This is a genomic window from Lysinibacillus sp. NPDC096418, from assembly GCF_044762775.1.
In the GTDB taxonomy this organism is placed as follows: Bacteria; Bacillota; Bacilli; order Bacillales_A; family Planococcaceae; genus Lysinibacillus.
This window is the reverse complement of record NZ_JBIWEY010000019.1, coordinates 17435-39045: the sequence shown is the minus strand read 5'-3', so window position 1 is coordinate 39045 and position 21611 is coordinate 17435. Positions and strand designations below refer to the sequence as shown.

17 protein-coding genes and 1 other RNA gene are annotated in these 21611 nt (G+C 39.2%); 4 read left to right on the top strand and 14 right to left on the bottom strand.

Annotated elements, in window-relative coordinates:
- Positions 1–135: 135 nt before the first annotated feature.
- The 5 genes from ACIQZG_RS14570 to ACIQZG_RS14550 all read right to left on the bottom strand — a co-directional run bounded on the left by ACIQZG_RS14570 (position 136) and on the right by ACIQZG_RS14550 (position 5422).
- Complete coding sequence (locus ACIQZG_RS14570) at positions 136–1272, bottom strand: THUMP domain-containing class I SAM-dependent RNA methyltransferase (RefSeq protein ID WP_402756138.1); 1137 nt, start codon at positions 1270–1272, stop codon at positions 136–138.
- Positions 1273–1275: 3 nt separating this feature from the next.
- Positions 1276–3021 carry an EAL domain-containing protein gene (locus ACIQZG_RS14565; RefSeq protein WP_402756137.1) on the bottom strand — a complete coding sequence of 582 codons (1746 nt, stop codon included), beginning with the start codon at positions 3019–3021 and terminating at the stop codon, positions 1276–1278.
- Between the two features lie 295 nt (positions 3022–3316).
- Positions 3317–3698: RNase P RNA component class B (gene rnpB, locus ACIQZG_RS14560), an RNA gene on the bottom strand.
- Between the two features lie 58 nt (positions 3699–3756).
- Positions 3757–4050, bottom strand: coding sequence for a cell division regulator GpsB (gene gpsB / locus ACIQZG_RS14555; RefSeq protein ID WP_402756136.1), 294 nt, complete (start codon positions 4048–4050; stop codon positions 3757–3759).
- Positions 4051–4159: 109 nt separating this feature from the next.
- A complete protein-coding gene (locus tag ACIQZG_RS14550) occupies positions 4160–5422 on the bottom strand; it encodes a ribonuclease H-like domain-containing protein (RefSeq protein ID WP_402756135.1) in 1263 nt (420 codons plus the stop codon).
- 417 nt (positions 5423–5839) lie between these two features.
- On the opposite strand from ACIQZG_RS14550, the gene ACIQZG_RS14545 reads away from it, so the two are divergent.
- Positions 5840–7198, top strand: coding sequence for a flagellin N-terminal helical domain-containing protein (locus ACIQZG_RS14545; protein WP_402756134.1), 1359 nt, complete (start codon positions 5840–5842; stop codon positions 7196–7198).
- Positions 7199–7288: 90 nt separating this feature from the next.
- On the opposite strand, the gene ACIQZG_RS14540 is transcribed toward ACIQZG_RS14545, so the two are convergent.
- From ACIQZG_RS14540 to ACIQZG_RS14530, 3 genes are read right to left on the bottom strand one after another with little or no spacing between them, the layout of a single operon-like run.
- Positions 7289–9568 carry a DEAD/DEAH box helicase gene (locus ACIQZG_RS14540; protein ID WP_402756132.1) on the bottom strand — a complete coding sequence of 760 codons (2280 nt, stop codon included), beginning with the start codon at positions 9566–9568 and terminating at the stop codon, positions 7289–7291.
- The gene (locus tag ACIQZG_RS14535) at positions 9543–9926 is read right to left on the bottom strand and encodes a YppE family protein (RefSeq protein WP_402756130.1); all 384 of its coding nucleotides are present in this window, start codon (positions 9924–9926) and stop codon (positions 9543–9545) included. The genes ACIQZG_RS14540 and ACIQZG_RS14535 overlap by 26 nt, the downstream gene beginning before the upstream one ends.
- Before the next feature lie 53 nt (positions 9927–9979).
- Positions 9980–10177 carry an endonuclease gene (locus ACIQZG_RS14530; RefSeq protein WP_402756129.1) on the bottom strand — a complete coding sequence of 66 codons (198 nt, stop codon included), beginning with the start codon at positions 10175–10177 and terminating at the stop codon, positions 9980–9982.
- A gap of 233 nt (positions 10178–10410) precedes the next feature.
- On the opposite strand from ACIQZG_RS14530, the gene recU reads away from it, so the two are divergent.
- Together recU and ACIQZG_RS14520 are read left to right on the top strand one after the other, a co-directional pair.
- Positions 10411–11031 carry a Holliday junction resolvase RecU gene (recU, locus tag ACIQZG_RS14525; RefSeq protein WP_402756127.1) on the top strand — a complete coding sequence of 207 codons (621 nt, stop codon included), beginning with the start codon at positions 10411–10413 and terminating at the stop codon, positions 11029–11031.
- Positions 11032–11056: 25 nt separating this feature from the next.
- Positions 11057–13726: a transglycosylase domain-containing protein gene (locus ACIQZG_RS14520; protein ID WP_402756125.1), complete on the top strand. Its 2670-nt coding sequence runs from the start codon at positions 11057–11059 to the stop codon at positions 13724–13726.
- A 208-nt stretch (positions 13727–13934) separates the two neighbouring features.
- On the opposite strand, the gene ACIQZG_RS14515 is transcribed toward ACIQZG_RS14520, so the two are convergent.
- From ACIQZG_RS14515 to ACIQZG_RS14490, 6 genes are all read right to left on the bottom strand, one after another.
- Entirely contained in the window at positions 13935–14294 is a 360-nt protein-coding gene (locus ACIQZG_RS14515; RefSeq protein WP_402756123.1) for a YpoC family protein, read from the bottom strand.
- Positions 14291–14953: an endonuclease III gene (gene nth, locus ACIQZG_RS14510; RefSeq protein WP_402756121.1), complete on the bottom strand. Its 663-nt coding sequence runs from the start codon at positions 14951–14953 to the stop codon at positions 14291–14293. Before nth ends, ACIQZG_RS14515 begins: the two co-directional genes overlap by 4 nt.
- A gap of 13 nt (positions 14954–14966) precedes the next feature.
- On the bottom strand, positions 14967–15695 hold the full coding sequence (locus ACIQZG_RS14505) for a DnaD domain protein (protein ID WP_402756120.1): 729 nt from the start codon (positions 15693–15695) through the stop codon (positions 14967–14969).
- 127 nt (positions 15696–15822) lie between these two features.
- Positions 15823–17118, bottom strand: coding sequence for an asparagine--tRNA ligase (asnS, locus tag ACIQZG_RS14500; RefSeq protein ID WP_402756118.1), 1296 nt, complete (start codon positions 17116–17118; stop codon positions 15823–15825).
- Between the two features lie 28 nt (positions 17119–17146).
- Complete coding sequence (locus ACIQZG_RS14495; protein WP_402756116.1) at positions 17147–18340, bottom strand: pyridoxal phosphate-dependent aminotransferase; 1194 nt, start codon at positions 18338–18340, stop codon at positions 17147–17149.
- Positions 18341–18356: 16 nt separating this feature from the next.
- The gene (locus ACIQZG_RS14490; RefSeq protein ID WP_402756114.1) at positions 18357–18839 is read right to left on the bottom strand and encodes a cell wall elongation regulator TseB-like domain-containing protein; all 483 of its coding nucleotides are present in this window, start codon (positions 18837–18839) and stop codon (positions 18357–18359) included.
- A 954-nt stretch (positions 18840–19793) separates the two neighbouring features.
- Between ACIQZG_RS14490 and ACIQZG_RS14485 the strand changes: the two genes are divergently transcribed.
- Positions 19794–21599, top strand: coding sequence for a multicopper oxidase family protein (locus ACIQZG_RS14485; protein ID WP_402756112.1), 1806 nt, complete (start codon positions 19794–19796; stop codon positions 21597–21599).
- Positions 21600–21611: the final 12 nt, after the last annotated feature.

The window sequence follows — 21611 nt, the reverse complement described above, 5'->3', positions numbered from 1 at the left end:
CAAGATGTTGCTCACGAAGGCGTTGTCACACGATGTGACGTTTTTAGTCTTCGTTCCTTTATTATAATCCCTCAGGGGTCACCCAGCCTCCACTTCAATCAAATGTCATTCCAAATTTTTTGGTAAAGATCAACATTAGTCTCTTTTAGATTTTTGGCCCCAGAATTGGTAGTAGTTTGTTTCGATGAAGCCGTTGAATAATTTACGTTTTTTCGTTGATTGACGACCGTATAATTCTTCAAAGTTTTTCATCGATGACAGCATATAAACTGACCAAGTTGGGTGATTTTTCATCACTTGTCCTAAATCACGAACGACTTGTTCTACGACTTCCACATCACCAATACGTTCACCATATGGTGGGTTCCCGATCATGACACCATCTGTTAGGCTTGTTGTAAAATCACGCGCTTGCATTTGTTTGAACGTAATAATTTCACCAAAGCCAGCTTCAAGAGCATTTTCTTGCGCGATACTAACCATACGGTGGTCAATATCCGTTCCAATAATTTCAAGCGGTTGATCGTAATTTGCAGTGCTGTCTGCTTCGTCACGTACAGCATCCCAAATTTTAGCCTTCATCCATGGCCACTCTTCTGAGATAAACTCACGATTATAGCCTGGTGCAATATTTTGACCGAACATCGCTGCTTCAAGCGCAATCGTCCCTGAACCACAGAACGGGTCAACAAATGGACGATTTGGGTTCCATTTTGAGATTTGCACAAGTGCTGCAGCTAATGTTTCTTTTAATGGTGCTTCCCCTTGTGATTGACGATAACCACGTTTATGAAGACCTACACCTGACGTATCAATAGTTAATGTAGCCACATCTTTTAAAATTGATACCTCAATTTTGTAAGTTGCCCCAGATTCATCTAAAAATCCAATACGTTTATAATGTTGCTTTAAACGTTCAACGATTGCTTTTTTCGTGATTGCTTGGCAATCCGGTACACTAAATAATTTGGATTTCACGGATTTACCCGATACTGGGAAAGAAGCATCAACCGGTAAATATTTCTCCCATGGAAGTGCCTTTACACTTTCAAATAATTGTTCAAACGAAGTGGCAGGGAATTGTCCTACAACAATCTTCACACGGTCCGCCACGCGTAACCATAGATTTGCACGGGCAATCGCCGTTTCATCTCCCTCGAAGTATACCTTGCCATTATCGACAGTCGTTTTATAGCCTAGAGCTTGCACCTCTTGTGCGACGATTGCCTCTAGACCCATTGCTGATGTTGCTACTAATTTATATTGTGCCATACTTTATTTCCTTCCTTGGTGCTCAATTTCCCAAAACTTAATAAACTCAAGTAATTCATGCATCGGTAAAGGTTTGCTGTAGTAATAGCCTTGGATAATATCACAGTTCATTTTTCGTAGTATATCCACTTGTTGGGCTTGTTCTACACCTTCTGCTACAACTTTCATTTTTAAGCGGTGCGACATTTGTATAATTGCATCGACGACAGCCTGTTTTTCATCCAGCGAGCTAATATGTTGGATAAAACTACGGTCAATTTTCAAGCAATCGAGCGGGAACCGAACTAAATAGCTTAACGATGAATAGCCTGTACCAAAATCATCAATTGAAATTCTAAAGCCAAGCTGTTTCAATCTAACGAGTTTGCTTACTGTTTCAGCCGAACTATTCATTACCGTACGCTCAGTTACTTCGATTTCAAAATTGTTTGCAGGTGTGCCATGATGTTCTAAAATTGATTGTATTGATTCTAAAAAATTTTGTTGCTTAAAATGTATACTGGAAACGTTAATGGCAATCGGCAAATTTTTTCCGTATTTTTGTAATTCGATTACTGCTTCACAGGCTTTATTAAAAATGATTTCACTCAACGGGATAATTAGCCCTGTTTCTTCAGCATAAGGGATAAACTCAGCTGGTGAAACAAAGCCCAATTTTTTATTGTTCCATCGTACAAGTGCCTCTAATCCTTGAATCCCCTGTTTTTCCAACTCAATTTTCGGTTGGAAATACAGTTCAAATTCTTGATTTTCAATTGCTTTGCGTAGTTCAGCATCTAATAGTAGCACACGCTGTGAATCGGTTTGCAATTCATCAAAATAAAATGCATAGCCACTCCGCCCATTTTTCTTTGAATATGACATTGCCTTATCCGCACAGTGAATCAACTCTTCTGCTGTTTCTCCATCCTTAGGATGCATGCTTATACCGATACTTGTAGATATAAAAATGTCCTGACCATCTATATTCATTGGTTGTTCGATGACGCTAATAATTTGTTCAGCGAAGCTTGTGGCTTCTCGTTCATTTTTCACATTTGTTAACGTAATGATAAATTCATCACTACCATATCTAGCAACGATATCTTTATTCTTTAGTAAAGATTGAATTCTTTTCGCTGTTTCAACAAGAATCGCATCGCCGTTCGCATGCCCTAATGTATCATTGACTATCTTAAAACGATCTAAATCTAAGACATACACTGCATGCTGCACTGAATGAGAAATAGTAGAAGTCGATTCTAGTAAACTATTCATTCGCTCAATATAAGCAAATCGATTTGAGACATCCGTTAAGGAATCTGTTACTAAACGTTTCTTGAGTTCATGTTCTGCTATTTTTCTTTCAGACAAATCTGTGAAAATACCACAATAATTTGTGATTTCTCCCTCATCGTTGGTTACACCGAAAATTGTCAACCATTCAGGGTAGATATCTCCCATTTTCCGACGATTCCAAATCTCTCCTTGCCAAATTCCGTCTTGTCGTATCTTTTCCCACATACTTATATAAAAAGGTAGTTCATGTATACCAGATTGCAAAACAGCTGGGGACTTCCCAATTACTTCGTCTCGTTTGTACCCCGTAACGAATTCGAATGCTGGATTCACCATCTCAATTTTTTTATACTTATCTGTAATCATGATACCTTCTGATACATTTTCAAATATTTTCATAATTAAAGCAGTAGGATAATTAGAAATCGAATTTAGCTTATCAAAGCTTGTACGATCATTTACAACGTTCATGTTTTGGCTCCATCCCATCTCATTTGCTACCTTCGTTTAAGAAAAGTGCTAAAAATATGTACACACACCCCAGATTTCGAAAAACGCCACCTCCTGTAGCATTGCAGATTGAAGCTTTTGCACCAACATTTTTATGTAATAGGTACATCACAACCATTATGCAACTTCAATTCTAAGGAGGTGACGCTTTAACTAAGACATCAATTAGAAATTTTTTACTTGTATTATATTACAAAAGAAAAGCTCTCCACCTAATTGGAGAGCGCTTGATAACAAATAGGTAAACATCAAAAAATTCAGTAAGCCATGTTTTGTTCCCGAGTACTCAAACAGCTTACGCCTCGTACAACCGGGTAGTAATCATCTATCTACGAGAGCGTTCTCTCGTCCCTCCATCCGTTCAATTCCTTTTGGAGAGTGCCCCTACCATAATTTGGGTTTCTCACTCGTGGGGTTTACCTCGTTCCACCTTGCAAGTTTCCAAGCAAGCTTCGTCACTGTGGCACTTTCAGGAAGTTTCAACCATATCACAAAGACTTAGGTTTTCCTTCCGCCGTCAGCCTATAGACTGCCTTACCTTATTTTTTCAGTAAGCACGAACACTACGGTCATCGCAGAACCGTGTGAGCATGGACTTTCCTCTACGACGTCTAGCGCCGCAGCGATTACTCGAATTTCATGATGATACGTATATTATACTAGAAATTATTGAGAAATACAACTTATCTGCAAAAATTATTCGTACAACTTGCTACCAAATACATGTTTCTCTAAATTAGAAAGACGTTTTAAAATATCAAAATTAGTTGTGCCATTCACAGGGGCAACAGTTTGTTTTTTCGGGGTTGTATCAATTTCTTCTTTTAATTTTCTATTCTCTTCTCTCAGTTGGGCCACTACTTTTTCAAACGTTTCATAATCTTGAATGATTTCATCAAGAAATGAATCGACTTCTTCCACATTGTAACCTTTAAAATTTTTCTTAAATTCTTTTTCAAGAATTATTTTTGACGTTAATTTAATGTCCATTCACATCGCCCTTCCTTACACAGTACATATACGGATTCATTATAGCATATTTCATATAAATATATCGTTTCAAGCCTTGATAAAACGCTAAATTTGTCGAATTTTGCGCTTACCCAGGAAATATTTTTTTTCCGTTTAATCGTTGAAGTCTTTTTTTAAATAAAATTTCCCATTTCTTTTTTTGCTCTTCACGCAAATCCTCTACGCCTGCTAGAAATTCAATGCCTTGAATTGTGTATCTTATTGCCTGCTGAAAATCTTTTATTTGGTGTTCATAAAGCATCGCCAATTGCTCAAGTGCCTGTATTTTCTTCCGAGATTCCACGAAGTGTAATGATGCTACAAAGGCATCAATTGCTTCATTGAATTGTTTGTTTCTTTTTAATTGAAAGGCTAAATGAAATTGTGCGTCTCCTGCTTCGAGTTCATTGAACTGTGACGTCACCTTTTCTAAAACTTGGACACTTTTGGCGCCCTCTTTTAAATCCGCATACCATTTCCCAATATTCGTGTATGTTGTTACCGACTCATCATCCATTTCTTCAAACAGCAGATTTGTAGAATGGACATAGAGTGTAATGAGCGACAGCAAATCCCATTCATTATGCAACAAAACTTTCATCAATGCATCTGGCACACCACTTTTCACCGCATCTAAATAAATGATTGGTGCTAAAAACCCTGGAATATCATCTTTTCGTAAAAATCCAAGCTTCTCTTCCTCAACAGATTTTAACTTCATACGTTCCATATCATTTTTCCATAAACGCTTTGAACTATGCAGTAAATCGATTTGGCGCTGCGTCCGTAATTTCGGCAATACTTTTTGATTGAGCGTCCAACGTGTTTCAAGTTGTGGCCAATCGAAGCTTTTGCCGTTATACGTCACAACTGTCGCAGTTTTTTGCCACAGTTTTGATTCAAACAACAATGCCGCTTCATGAGCTGGATCTGCTAATACATATTGTGTCAGCACAAAGTCTTCCTCCGTTAATTCTAAGAAACCGAGTAAGAAAATTTGTGTGCCCACACCTTTTAAGCCTGTCGTTTCCGTATCAAAAAACAACACGCACTCTTCCTCATTTAACGCATATGGATGTGAAAACTCAGCATACTGCCATTTAGCAACAGCGTTAAAAAACTCCTGTAGCTGATAATGTCCATGCTGATACGTTCGCGGATAGTGAACCTTTCGTAAAAAGACAATGCCCAATTCATTGTCAACTCGTGTTAAACCAGCTTGCTCCCACTGTGGGGTATAGCTAGGGATTTTAGGTTTTTGAAATGCAGGTTTTGACTCGTTTGCTTTCGGTTTTTCCGTTTTTTTACCGAGCATTTTCTTCATTTGTAGTATTTTATTTTCGTAAGACATTATTATCACTCATTTTCTGCTAATAATTCAGTCGCTGTAAAAGATAAACCCGGAGAACTTGTATACATTTTATCTGATAGTAAATGAAAGAATACCGACCAATATGATCCTGTGTACAAAAAAAACATTGGCTGTGAGACAATCTCTGTTTCTCTTTTACTACAAGTATAACTCATCCTCTCTCTTTATTTCGAATCAATGTGATTTAAATGCATTTAATAGATTCTTTTAAGACAAAGAGCTAATTAACAAAGTTCAACAACAAACAAAACATCAATACACCCCATATAGTTGATTAAGAAGAACTATATCGCGAAACAAATCTAAATACCTATTTTTATTTAACCTAATTTTAACCTTCATAAACGATAATTTTTTTAATCATAGATAAAAATTGAATTGACGGAGGAAATAACAATGATAATCACTCACAATCTATCAGCACTAAACTCATTAAAAAAAATGAATAAGAATAATAAAGCGACATCTGCAGCTATGGAAAAGCTTTCTTCTGGGTTACGAATTAACAAAGCGGCAGATGATGCTGCTGGTCTAGCAATTTCGGAAAAAATGAGAGCACAAATTCGTGGTCTTCACAAAGCTCAACAAAACATTCAAGATGGCATTTCGCTTATTCAAACGGCGGAAGGTGGACTCGGCTCGATTCAAAACCCACTTTTACAGAGATTAAGAGAATTAGCCATCCAAGCAGCAAATGATACATTAACAGATGCAGACCGGGAACATATTCAAAAAGAGATCGATCAAATCAAACAAGGCATTAATGCCATTGCAAATAATACAGAATTTAATGGGATTAAGTTATTGAACGGAGCTAAGACAGGTACGAAAACGATTACCGTGACAAAAGATATCATTGTCCCTGGCTATTATGAAACAACGCCAACTGTTGTCGATTTATCCAAAGCGACGAGTATCACCATTTTTGAACTTAGTAATCCTGGTAATTCTAAATACGAAAAGACTTTCAATATTTCAGATTTAGTAAGTGGTCAACGATGGGAACCTTATCCCAGTAGTCAGGAGGAATATATTTTTTCTGTAGATTTAGTCAATAATACATTTACTACAACTGCATTAAAAAATGGCTATAGTTATTCTGGAAATACTGTTACAGGAGTAAGGATAAATGGATTAAATGAGTATGAAGATGTGGAAGTATGGGCATCAGCTATCGTCTCGCACTCAGCAGGAACCGTCAAAGAAAACCTCGATGCAATTTTAGGTAGTAATTTATCAGATTTCCCCCTCTTTGACTGGAGTACTCCACATGATACATTCATAACTGTCGAATTCCATTCAAGAAAATACATCCCAGAATCAATCACAACAATCACAGAAACAATCGTCGTTGATGTAGCTGAACCGTTAATCTTACAAACCGGGGCTAATCAAGGCGATACGTTCGAAGTTGAATTAGCTGATGGACGAACAACGACTCTTGGTATTGATAATCTTGATTACACAACTAGACTTGGGGCAGTTGATGCACTAGCAAAGATTGATGCAGCAATTGCGAACGTGTCGGCCCAGCGTTCGAAATTTGGATCGTATCAAAATCGATTGGAACATACACATAATAATTCCACAAACTATGCCATAAATTTAGCAGCGGCAGAATCACGAATTCGTGATGCGGATATAGCAAAGGAATCAATGGAGATGGTGAAAAGCCAAATTCTCACACAAGCTTCTCAAGGCATGCTTAACCGAGCGAACCAACAGCAAAAAAATGTGCTAGGTCTATTACGCTAAAGAAATAGTAACAAGTCTGAAGGAAATGGACTTGTTACTATTTTTTATTGAAATTAAGACTAACTGTTCACACTAGCTAAAAAAGTGATGTTAGTCTGCGTATTGGTTCATTAAAATTTGAAGAAGCTCGACAACTTTTTGTCTCATATTGATAATAGAGTCTTGTGGACCAATGCATGAAGGACATCCTGACTCACATTGACAGCTCGACACATGTTGCAGAGTCTCGGTCAGTAAATCCTCCCATAAATCATACACCCTTTCACTAAGCCCAATACCACCAGGGTACTTATCATACACAAAAAACGTTGGTAACTCATTATGCGTTGCCTTTACTTGGGGTACGACCGCAACATCACTACTATCGCATTGAATAAATAATGGAATAAAGGCACTCATAGCATAGGCCGCTCCTATCATGGCCTCGGTTAATTCTGCCTCTGACCATTGTGCTACCCTATTAAACGACAGCCATGATGCACTTGTATACATTTCATCAGGTGGTAATTGAATAGGACCTGAGCCAATGTTGTCGTGTGAGTTAAAACGAATTTTTTTAAAAATCGTCGCTTGTGCCACTAGACCAACATCACCAAAGCTAATGGTACCTCCATGATAATCACGGCTGCGGTCTTCCTCAAGCACCTTCATTTCCACTGCCAAATTGGCGTCTGTGTAATAGTCCACATCTACTTCACGCACAAAGGCTTTTTTCTCTTCCCAATCGAGCCTCTCTACTTGATATTGCACCCCTTGATGCAAATAAATCGCTTCTTCATGCAGTAAGGTCATTGCACTATGACGATCCATCTCCCCTATTACTTTTGTCTGTGCTGGGACGGTCATATCAATAATTACCACATTTTCTTGCGAAGCCGAACGAAGACTAATATCATGCGATGGGAAACGATCACTCATCCAATGCCATTTATCACTCGTTTTAAAAACAACGCCTTCTTCTGCTAAATAATCGAGTAATTCCTGGATCTCGTACTCCCCATATGAATCATCTGCTGAAAAAGGTAATTCAAATGCAGCACATTTTAAGTGGTCCATTAAAATCAGCATATTTTCTGGATAAATACGTGCCTCTTCGGGCGAGCTGCCAAGTAAAAACAGCGGATGCTGTACGACATACTGATCGAGAGCCGTTGACTGTGCCACATAAATAATAAGCGCCTCGTCTTGACGACGCCCTGCACGACCAGCTTGCTGCCATGCACTTGCAATATTCCCTGGGTAACCGGTCATAATACACGCTTGTAATTGCCCAATATCTACACCAAGTTCCAATGCATTTGTACTGACAACTGTTTGAATTGATCCATCACGCAAGCCCCGTTCAATAACACGACGTTCTGACGGCAAATAGCCACCACGATAACCACGCACGGACTCATCCATCAATTTATTCCGTGTAAGTTCCTTTAAATAAGTGACAATCATTTCTACTCGCACACGACTCTTGGCAAAAACTATCGTTTGAATACCTGCTGTATACAATCTTTTCGCTAAATCACTGACTTCTAACACTGCACTACGGCGTACACCAAATGTTTTATGGACGATCGGTGGGTTATAAAACAAAAATGTCTTTTTCCCAATAGGTGCTCCCGAATCGTCAATTAATGCTTGGGTTTCGTTTGTTAATTTTTCTGCTAACTCCTTTGGGTTTTTAATCGTAGCAGACGTACAAATAAACACAGGCTTACTGCCGTAAAATTCGCAAATACGCTTTAGCCTGCGAATGACATGAGCCACATGCGAACCAAATACACCTTTATATGTATGCAACTCATCAATGACGATATACTGCAAATTTTCAAAGAGTGATACCCATTTTGTATGATGCGGCAAAATGCCTGAATGTAGCATATCAGGGTTTGTCATGACAATATGACCTGCCTTACGTACTTTCTGACGAATGCCTGGTGCTGTATCACCATCGTACGTATAACTTAAAATTTCTTCCCCCGTCTGTTCAATCAGGTCATTCAGATCATTTTTTTGATCTTGTGCAAGTGCTTTTGTCGGAAATAAATAAATTGCACGTGCATTTTTGTCTTCTAAAATCTTTTGTAACACTGGTAAATGATAGCAATATGATTTTCCTGATGCAGTAGGTGTAACCGCAGTAAACGATTGCCCACTGTTTGCTAAGTCGAATGCTTCACGCTGATGCGTATATAACTGCCTAATGCCACGTGTGTGAAGCGCTTTGATAAGCGACGGGTGCAATGTGTCTGGAAAAGGAGCGAGTCGCGCCTCACGTCCATCTAACGTGTGCCAATGAAAAATACGCTCTTTTAATTCCTCATCGTAGCGCCACTCATCTAACAGTTCACTAATTGTCCGTTTTTTCGATAGCATCACCTTGTCCCCCCTCTACTAAATTGTAAAAGTTTTTTAGTGTATAGGAAGTGGATTGTATTGCATCGAGAAAACGTTTTTTACTTGTTTCCTTATAAAAAGATTGCACAACAAATTGCTCCATCGATTCCACCGCTGAAGCAATTTGTTGAGTATGCATATATTTAGGACGATTTGCTTTTATCCAAGCATCTGCTTGTTGTTGCCAGTCTTTTAGTAAGCCATGTATTTTGTCAGCATGTGGCTTTACCTCTTGAAAAAAATCTGGTGCGCGGTCCTCTTCACGCATTTTCCAAAATCGTTCTACACATTTTGTACATTCATCTATTAAAATTGAAGTTTGTTCTATTAATAACATACCCTTGCACCTCATTTAGTTTCGAATTCCATATGAGGCTAGTGTACCAAAGTCTATCGATTTTCACTACTGTTAGGGGAACAAGTATTCTTTACTTGCCTACTTTTTTCTGCTAAGCTTACTTTCTGATTTAGTGATTCAATTTGCACAAAAAATTGCATGCTGTGTACGTTGTTTTCCAATGATACTCTCGTTAAAAGTAATTGATTGACGAAATCCAACTGCGCAACTAATTGTTCCAACTTGTTCAACGTAACGCCCCCTTTTTCTTATGTATTTGTATTCCGCACATGTATAGAATTACCTTCATGTGTGACAAAATAAGAGGAAGTTGGAGGAAAGAAGAATTAATTCGCTAAATATTTTAAAATTCATAAACACCTCGGTTTTTTTGGTTATTTCTACCGCCTATTAAGTAGGAGTCTACTACTGATTCATGATAATATATCGTGTATAATAGCAGTATTATAGAAGGTGATAACAAGTGACAATTCGCTATCCGAATGGGAAAGTTTACACGCCGAAACCCCCTATTTCTAAAGCTGAAAAGACGGAAAAGGAAAAAGACTATTCCTTTAGTAACCGCGGAAAAACATTAGAAGATGAAATCGATGAAGCAAACGCTTATTATCTGAACAAGCGACTTGCCATAATTCACAAGAAACCTGTTCCCGTACAAATCGTCAAAGTAGAGTATCCATCAAGAAGTGCAGCTGTCATCAAGGAAGCATATTTTCGAACGCCATCGACAACAGACTACAATGGTGTGTGGAACGGGTATTATGTCGATTTTGATGCGAAGGAAACCTCCTCTAAAACGAGTTTTCCATTAAAAAATATTCATACGCACCAAATGACACATATGCAACAAGTAACGGAACAATTAGGTGTGGCCTTTATTATCATGCGTTTTTCAGCACTTGAGCGCTATTTTATCGTGCCATACGAAGTTTTACAAAAAGCCTGGAGTGCTATGGAAAAGGGTGAACGCAAGTCAATTCCACTGACACAGATCGAGCAAGAAGCTTATGAAATTCAGACAAGCTACTATCCACGAATCGACTATTTAAAAGTTTTACAGCGGTTCATCGAATCTAAAAACTAGGTTTTGAAAGTGAGGAGATTATAGAATGACTGAACGTCGTCAAACACGCGGAGAACTTAAAAAAGCCCGCGCGAGAAAAAATAAAAAAGAAACACCCAAAACACCACTAAAACTATGGCTAAAACGGATTTTCTTAACAGTACTATTTTTAGGAGTGGCCGGTTTAGTAGCCGGTGCTGGTTTATTTGCTTTTTATGCGAGTACAGCACCTGAACTTGATGAGGAACTATTAAAAGATCCCGTTTCCTCTGAGTTTTACGATAAGAACGGAGACAAATTCGCAACAATTGGTGTAGAAAATCGAAAATACGTCAAATTCGAAGATATACCTGAGGATATGGTGAACGCCATCCTTGCCACAGAGGATGTACGCTTTTTCAAACATCATGGTATGGATTTCTATCGTCTTGGTGGTGCCATTCTTGCCAATATACGTGATGGATTTGGTGCTCAAGGGGCTTCCACTCTAACACAACAAGTTGTCAAAAACTCATTTTTACAAAATGAAAAAAAATTAAAACGTAAGGCTCAAGAGGCTTGGCTTGCCTTCCAACTTGAACGCAAGTATTCAAAAGAAGAAATTTTTGAAATGTACTTTAACAAGATGCTGATGTCTGGTCGTATTTACGGCTTTGGTACAGCGGCGCAATATTTCTACGGTAAAGAATTAAGTGAATTATCATTGGACGAAGAAGCACTGCTTGCTGGTATGGTGCAACTACCAAATGCTTATAATCCAATTAAAAATCCTGAGCGTGCCGAAAAACGTCGTAACATTGTTTTAGGCTTAATGCACCAACATGGGAAAATCACTAAAGCAGAAATGGAAGAAGCAAAAGCAGTTGACGTTCAAGCAGGTCTTGCCGATGAAGAGACTCGTCAAACTTTTGCCGGCACAAAATATGATGCCTTCTTAGATATCGTCATCAACGAGCTTGAAGAAAACGGTGATGGCTCAGCTATGGCTGAAGGAATTAAAGTATACACAACACTTGACCCTAAGGCACAACAAGTAGTTGAAGACATTATGAATGATGATCGCAACTTCCCAACAGAAAACATTGAATCTGGTGTAGGTGTAGTGGATACAAAAACAGGTCAGATTTTAGCAGTGGGCGGTGGACGTAATTACGGCGCAGAGCGTGGCTTCAACTATGCCGATGACTTAACTCAGAATCATCCAGGTTCAACAATGAAACCTTTACTCGATTACGGCCCTGCCATTGAATATTTAAAATGGTCGACAGGTCATACACTTGTCGATGAACCTATGAAATATACTAAATCAAACCAAACCATTACAAACTGGGATGGGAAATATATGGGTTCAATGTCTGCACGAAGAGCCCTTTATGCATCACGTAACGTACCAGCAGTCCAAGCATTTAAAGAAGTCGGCACTGATAAAGCAAAAGAATTTATCGGTCGCTTAGGGATTGAAACGAAAAATGTATACGAGGCAGATGCAATCGGTGGGGGCGCTATTTCAATGTCTCCAATCCAAATGGCTGCTTCTTACGCTGCCTTCGGGAATGACGGTGTATACACGGATCCACATGCAATTAAAAAAATTGTTTACCGTGATGGCAAAACATCGAAAGATTATACACCAGGAAAAAATGTAGCGATGAGTGATGCCACAGCTTATATGGTGACAGATATGCTTCGTGACGTTGTTAGTAACAAACCAGACGCGTCTGGCTCGTATGCTAAAGTATCAGGCTTAGATATCGCTGGTAAAACAGGAACAACCAACTATTCAACAGATGAATTTAACAAATATAATTTACCAAGTACAAGTGTGCCAGATTCTTGGTTTGCAGGTTATTCAACGAACTACTCAATTGCTATTTGGAGTGGTTATGAAAAACGATCTGAGCCTATCACAACTTGGGATGAGCGACGTTTACCTCAATATCTGTTTAAGGATATTATGAGCGAATTATCGGCTGACGTTGAAACAGCACGTTTCAAAAAACCAAGTTCTGTTGTAGAAGCAACAGTCGAAATTGGCACAAAACCATTGAAATTAGCAAGTGAATTTACACCTGTTGAAAAACGTCAAACAGAGTTATTTGTACGTGGTACTGAGCCTACTGAAGTCTCAAGCGAATTTGAAGCACCAACAATTTCTGCCCCATATAACGTAAGGGCTGACCTAGATTTAGGTGCGCAATCTATCAATATTAGCTGGTCACATGATCCAACGATAGATGAAGAAACAAACGAACCACTGCCTGTCAAATTCGAAGTAACAGCTTCTCTTGAGGGCGGCGAAACAAAAGTGCTTGATACTACAGAAAGTAACGGACTGACAGTTGCTAATAACCTTTCTGAAGGCAAATATGTTATTTCAGTCATAGCTATTGTTAATGATGTCCGAAGTGAACCAGGTACAACTTCGATTGAAGTGACAAGTATGACTGATGAAGATAAAAAACCTGAAGAACCAGAAACACCAGATATAGGAATACCTTTACCACCTGATGAAAATGATAATAGCAACAATAATCAAGGTAGTGGTAATAATAACGGAAACAACAACAACGGTAACGGCAATAACAATAATGGAAACAACAATGGAAACCAAGGCAATGGAAATGGCAATAGTGGAGGTCAACCCGAAACAACGCCACCAACACCGCCAACTCAACCTCCAACTCCAAATGAGGAAGAGGATGGAGTAGCCGAATAACGTTAAAGCAGGGCAGCATCAAGTGATGACTGCCCTGCTTTTTTGTTGAAAAATTTGTCCTATCCGTCTCTTTCATTATTCTATCCGTCACTTTTTCTATTTTATCCGTCACTCTTCACTTCTTATCCGTCACTTCCTCTGATTTATCCGTCTCACACTCTTCCCCAATTAAAAAAGCAGCCACTTTTAAAGTAGCTGCCCGACCATTCTATTTCTTCGCCGCCTGTAATCGTAGGCGTGCGGTACGTTTTTTCGTTTCTTTAAATAACTCATCAAGCTGTCGGTAACACGCATATTGACCCGGCTTTGTCTTAATAAAGGCTAAGCGCTCCGCCCCATTAATTGGCATTACTTCATAGGTTTCAGAAGAATCCAATGCCAATTCACTCATGTCTGCACTATCAATCAGCAGACGCTCAAATAGCACAATTGCCTCTTCCATCAAGACTTTTGCTTCGCCATTTCGTGTATCATGGGCTGCATGAATGCGTGCCTCTAGTGCTTCCCATTCTGCAAACCAAGTATCGACGACCTCTTTTGAAATTGCTTCTACACGAAAACCGATCATACTTCCTTCACCAACCCTTTTTTCAAACGCTTTTGGCCCTCGCGGCAATCCGCTAATAAAGGGCATGCATGACAGCCAGGGTTTTGTGCCTTGCAGTGATAGCGACCAAAGAAAATTAGCTGGTGATGTGTTTTCGACCATTTCTCAATAGGCGTTTTTTTCATAATTGTTTCTTCGACTTCAAGAACAGAGTCCTTCCACCTACATAACCCTAAACGCTTTGAAACACGTTCTACATGCGTATCTACTGCAAGTGCTGGTACATCAAATGCAACAGACAATACCACGTTTGCAGTCTTACGCCCAACGCCTGGTAACGTCACAAGCGCCTCACGATTTGCCGGAATTTCCCCACCGTATTCTACGAGCAACCGCTCACAAAGTAATTGAATATTTTTCGCTTTATTGCGATACAATCCAATTGAACGAATATCTTGCTGTAATTCCTCTAATGGCACTGCAAGATAATCTTCAGGCTTTTTATACTTTTGGAATAATGTTTTTGTGACCTTATTGACTAGCACGTCAGTACACTGTGCGGATAATAACGTAGCAATTGTCAATTCAAATGGATTATCATGAACAAGCTCACAATGTGCATCGGGAAACATACGATCCATCTCTGCTAAACAATGTTCCCACTGCTTTTTCGTTAACATTCTCGATATCCCCCTACTCTCTCTCTTCTAACCAGTTATAAAACTGAACTTTGTTTGTCGACTGCATTTCTTGCTGCGAAGCGTGATTCGGCTGTCGACTAAAGCTTTGTTTCTCACGGAATTGCTCACTTTGAATTTGCGCGGCTTTCGGTGTCGTAATATTTTTCTTTTTCCATTCCAGCAAAATTCGGTCGATATAACGAATGCTCATTTTACTAGCAAATACCGCTTCCTTCAACGCCTCTTTAATAAGTGCTGGACTATGCTTGTCCTCATCTAACCACGAACCAATTTTTTCGAGCTCTAAAGGAGATAAAAGACGTCCCATTTCTTCTTCAAATAAACGGAATATCTCCCCTTCTTCTTGACGCAATGACGCAGCCGATTGCTTTTGTTCCTTCATTTCAATCGCCTGCATAATGCGTTCCCAAAGCGGGTAAACCGAATATTTTTCATATATTCTTCCGCTTTCATCGACATCGCGTGAAATTTCAAGAAAGCCCTTTTGCATGAGACGTTGTAAACGAGTTGAAATTTCATTATCAGACATTGACAAGCGGCTCGTTAAATCACTCGGTGTTGGGAAGTTGTTCCCCTCCATATGAAAGGCAAGTAAATGTATGACAATGAGTGCCTCTTCATCCTCTATATTTAACTCCTTATAAAACTGAAAAAAAAGCTGAGGAACGATAACATTCCCCTGCTCGGTCCACATGCGGAGCCGGTTATTATTAGTATTCATTTATGCATGACTCCTTCTCTATCAATTACAGCTTTTACGTAATTGTTCTTGCAAAAGTTAGTAAAAGCCGCGTAGCCAACATGCTCACTACGCGACTTTTTAATTGGTGTTAATTCTTTCTAACCTATTATGGGTATAGACGATTTAATAAACGAGGGAATGGAATTGTTTCACGAATATGTTCTGTTCCTGAAATCCATGCCACTGTTCTTTCTAATCCTAGACCGAAGCCTGAATGTGGTACAGAGCCTTGTTTACGAAGCTCTAAATACCATGCATACGCATCTAAAGATAAATTATGTTCTTCAAGACGTGATTTTAGTAAATCATAGTCATGGATACGCTCAGAACCACCGATAATTTCGCCGTATCCCTCTGGTGCGATTAAGTCCGCACAAAGTACAACGTCATCACGATCTGGGTGTGGTTGCATGTAGAATGGTTTGATGCCTACTGGGTAGCAAGTGATGAATACAGGTTTGTCAAATGAATTGGCAATCGCTGTTTCATGTGGTGCGCCGAAGTCATCACCCCATTCAATATCGTTAAAACCTTGTTCATGTAATAGTTTAATCGCATCATCATAAGATATACGTGGGAATGGCGCTTTGATATTTTCAAGAGTTGAAGTATCACGTCCAAGACGCTCTAACTCTATCTTGCAGTTCGCTAAAACTGATTGCACGATATGAGATACGTATTGTTCTTGCACTTCTAAGTTTTCTTCAAATTCAACAAAAGCCATTTCCGGCTCGATCATCCAGAACTCGATTAAGTGACGGCGAGTTTTCGACTTTTCTGCACGGAATGTTGGACCAAATGAGAATACTTTCCCTAAAGCCATCGCAGCCGCTTCCATATAAAGCTGACCTGATTGAGAAAGGTAGGCATCTTCATCAAAGTATTTTGTAGCGAACAGCTCCGAAGTACCTTCAGGCGCTGAACCAGTTAAAATAGGTGGATCCATTTTTGTGAAGCCATTGACATTGAAAAACTCATACGTCGCACGAATAATTTCGTTGCGGACTTTCATCACAGCATGTTGCTTACGAGAACGTAACCATAAATGACGGTTATCCATAAGGAATTCTGTACCATGCTCTTTTGGTGTAATCGGGAAATCTTGTGCCGCATGAATTACTTCAATACCTGTTACTGAAAGCTCGCAGCCAAAGCTTGAGCGTTCGTCTGCTTTTACTTCACCTGTAATGTACATAGAAGTTTCTTGTGTCATACCTTTGGCAATTGCTAAAATTTCTTCGCCTACCTCTTCTTTGACAACAACGCCTTGTACAAAGCCCGAACCATCACGAAGTTGTAAGAAGGCAATTTTACCACTTGAACGTTTGTTAGATAACCAAGCACCTAACTTTACAGTTTCTCCGATATGCTTTGGCATATCTTGAATCATAATTTTTTTCATATAGGTCCTCCGTAGTCGTTTAGAAGGATCAGTCTTGCCATTTTGATTTTACAAAAGTATCAATACGACGGACTGCTTCTTCTAATAATTCTAAAGATGTAGCATAAGATAATCGCATTGTAGTAGGTGTACCGAAACCAGAGCCAGGAATCACTGCTACGTTTGCTTCTGTTAAAATGTCTGCTGCAAATGCATCTACTGAATCATAACCAGTTTTCTCCATAGCTTCTGCTACGTCTGGTAATAAGTAAAATGCACCTTGTGGTTTTAACACTTTAAAACCAGGAATTGCACTAACTTGTGGATAAATTTTTTCAAGACGAGATTCAAATGCTTGGCGCATTTCTTCTACAGTTTCTTGAGACCCATTATATGCTTCCACAGTTGCATATTGTGCCGTTGTTGTTGCATTTGAAGTAGAATGTGATGCAAGGTCAGTCATTGGTTTAATAATTTCTGCATCCCCAGCAGCATATCCGATACGCCAGCCTGTCATAGAGTGAGATTTTGCTACACCGTTTACTACAATTGTACGTGCTTTCACTGCGTCAGAAATTTGCGCAATCGAAAAATGCTCAATACCATTGTATACAAGCTTCTCGTAAATTTCATCTGACACGATTAAAATATCTTTTTCTTCTGCAACAGCTGCTATTTCTGCTAACTCTTCACGAGAATATATCATACCTGATGGGTTACTTGGTGAGTTGATGATGACAGCTTTTGTTTTATCCGTCACAGCAGCGCGTAATTGGTCAGCAGTAATTTTGTAGCCCTGTTCACGTGTTCCTTCAACATAAACTGGTACACCGCCTGCTAATTTCACTTGCTCTGGATATGATACCCAATATGGGATTGGGATGATGACTTCATCGCCCTCATTTAAAATTACTTGGAATAACGTATAAAGAATGTGTTTTGCACCAATACCTACGATAACTTCATTTGGTTTATATGTAAGGCTATTATCGCGTTGTAGTTTGTCGATGATTGCTTTTTTAAGTACTGGAAGACCGCCAGCAGGAGTGTATTTTGTTTGGCCTTTTTCCATAGACTCAATAGCTGCGTCTAAAATGTTACGTGGTGTGTTAAAATCTGGTTCACCAGCTCCTAAGCCGATTACGTCAATGCCTTGTTCCTTTAATTCTTTAGCCTTTGCAGTAATGGCTAAAGTTGAAGATGGTGTTAAAGTCTTTACACGGTTAGCTAATAAATTTTTCATACGGAATCTACTCCTCTTATAAGTTCTTAATGCGTTGCCACCAATCGCCGTCCTTAAACAATATATAGACATAGTTGAGCTTGTCTTTATCGTTTAAGTACGCCACTTCCCACACGGCGCCAGGCTCTTCATAGCCTAATTTCATGTGTAGAACTTTTTGTACATTTCCTTCATTTTTCAAAATCGATAATGCTTCCTTTTCCGTAATACCATCTTTTATAAACACTTCCTTAATCGAATCCTCTTCTAGATTCGATGGAACAAAGACAGCCTTTTTATCACCATATTCGTCTACCCCGAAAACAGTGACATACGAATTTTTACCATTGTAAGTATAAGACTCCGAGACAATTGCGAGGGCTTTGGCATCGAGTGCCAACTGTTCAGCCTGTTCTTCAATTGAACGGAAAGGAGCCTCAGCCTTCCAGAGTACTAAAACAGCAATGACAAGTGACAAAGAAACGGTAAAAACAGAAATGAAAATCAACCAGTTTTTCATATATTCACCTGATCTTCTAAACCGAGCACTGCACCGAACAAATATGCTCGATCTTTTTGAGTGTCAATAACTGATAATAGTCCAAATTTGCTTTTCATTTTTGCCAACCTGCTTTCTTTCCTCATACCACAACATTATACACCAAATTAGCGTTGTCGTGTTTCCTAATTTTATATATTGTACGTTGATATACCAACGTTTTCAAATGATTCGAGCTACTATTTTTGTTTTTTTCTATTCTTCAAAAAATGATAGCCTTTTCATCACAAACTTTCTTGTATTAATGTTCTTAATTTAAAAGATTCCAGGTGTATCGATTAACCAATTTCTGCCATTACTATTATAGTGGTAGGTCGATTTCCGGTGGACGTCTGATGAGCCGCTTCGGGGCAACAGATGTTTTTTGTAGCGAAAGCGCAGCGTCAGCTACAGGAAGTTGGTCACAAAGGCGTTGTCACAGGATGTGACGTTTTTAGCCTTTGTTCCCCTGTTTCGCTCGCACCAGGGTCTCACCTAAGACGCTAATCCCCCAGGAAGCTGTGCTCTGTAGCGAAAGGCGAATGCCTTCAGCTACAGAGCACAGCCTCCACTCCAATCTAATCCGAAAGCCCGCTACTATTTAATAAGCTCTTAAAAAAAATGCTTACATCCATTGATAGAAACTTGTCTCCCTTTATAACTAGTAGTTTCTAGACACTTTCCCTCTGATTACACGGGTGCTGGAGCAGAGAGCAACTACTACTTTTTTGTAGATAGATATTTATGTTACCGATTTGCTCATTATGAGTATTGGCTATAAAATGGCCGATTCCCCTACAAAAAAACAATCTAATTATCCTCCTAATCCCCACACCCAAATAAATTCGTCATTCGCCCAGTTCCATTATTGTTTTCGCCCATATGATTAAAGTGTACAAAAGAAAACGTTAATGAATAAAAAAGGAAGTGAGTTTTTTGAATAAAGATGTAAATCCATCTGACCCAAATACTATTCCTAAATTTGTGGATCAACTAAAAAAGCCATCTGTGGCTAGACCTCGCAGTAATTCCTACTACCCTAAAAACAGTTATTATGAGTTGCAAATGAAAGAAGCAAAGCACCGTTTCCATAAATATTTCCAAATGTCTACCATTTGGGGATATGACGGGCTATATCCTGGACCTACAATCGAGGCGGAAAAAGACCAAACAACTTATGTTAAATATAATAACAGATTACCGACAAAACATTTTCTCCCCGTAGATTTCACGCTCCACAGCGTCAATGATTCACAAGAAGTAAGAACAGTTGTCCACTTACACGGCGCAAATGTTGACTGGGAAAGCGATGGTAACCCCGAGGCATGGTACAGTAGAGATTATATCCATACAGGACCAAAATTCAAAAGAGAAGTACATGAATATACAAATCATCAGCCTGGCACAACGATGTGGTACCATGACCACACAATGGGTATTACTAGGCTGAATGTTTATGCGGGACTTGCAGGTTTTTACCTTCTTCGCGATTCGCTCGAAGAACGACTTCAACTTCCATGCGGACCCTATGAAATTCCGCTAATGATTCAGGATCGTTCCTTTAATGAGGACGGCTCTATTTTTTATCCAGATGCACCGCCTTTCCCAGTTTCAGTTCACCCATCTATCACACCCGGATTTGTTGGCAATACAATCACCGTGAATGGAAAAGTCTGGCCCTATTTAAGTGTTGAGCCTAGGAAATATCGCTTCCGTATATTGAATGCATCTAATAGAAGGGGCTATGTACTAAGTCTTTCAAATGGGCAACCACTCATTCAACTTGGCACAGATGGAGGATTTCTAACAGAACCGGTTACGATTGATTCAGTTGAGTTACTACCGGCGGAAAGAACAGACATTATCATTGATTTTTCAAACTTTGAATGTCAGGAAATCACATTATTAAATACAGATACAGAGTTTCCTAACGAGCATACAAATGTCATTATGCAAATTAGGGTTGACCTTTCCTTAAGAGAAGAAGATACAAGCCAAATCCCAGAGCGTATGGCTGAATCAATGGATCTTCATGAGCACCATGCACATATTAAACGAGACTTGCCATTAAGTGCAACAACAGATGATTTCGGTAGACCAATGCTACTCTTGGATAATCGGATGTACCATGAACCTACTACGGAAAAACCCTCCATTGATAGCATTGAAGTTTGGAATATAATCAATACGACCCCCTTCGCGCACCCTATCCATGTACACTTAATCCAGTTTAAAATACTTGAACGCCGCCCATTCAACGTTGAACTCTTTCAAAGTGAAGGAAGACTTGAATTTACTGGTGAACCTGAGGCACCTCGTGATTATGAGCGCGGCTGGAAAGATACCGTAAAAACAGACGCTGGTATGGTCACAAAAATTATCATGCATTGGAAAGAACATACAGGCCATTACATGTGGCATTGTCATTTCCTTGAGCACGAAGACCACGACATGATGCGGCCAATACTTGTCATCAAAGATGTTCATCCCGTTCAGCAACCACATGCAGATCTAGAACATGCCACTGTTACACCTTTGGTCACAGCCGCTTCACTCCATACTCCACCACAAACAATCGTTCTACCTGCCGAACAAGAAAAGCCACTCAGCATTCCTGTAAACACAGACAAAACAGACGAAAAGTTCACAGATAACAACAAGTCAAAACTTTCGAAGTATCTACAAAATCAATCAATAAATCAACGGAATTACACATCGAAAAAGCGTAAGAAACGACAATAACAAAGACAACGG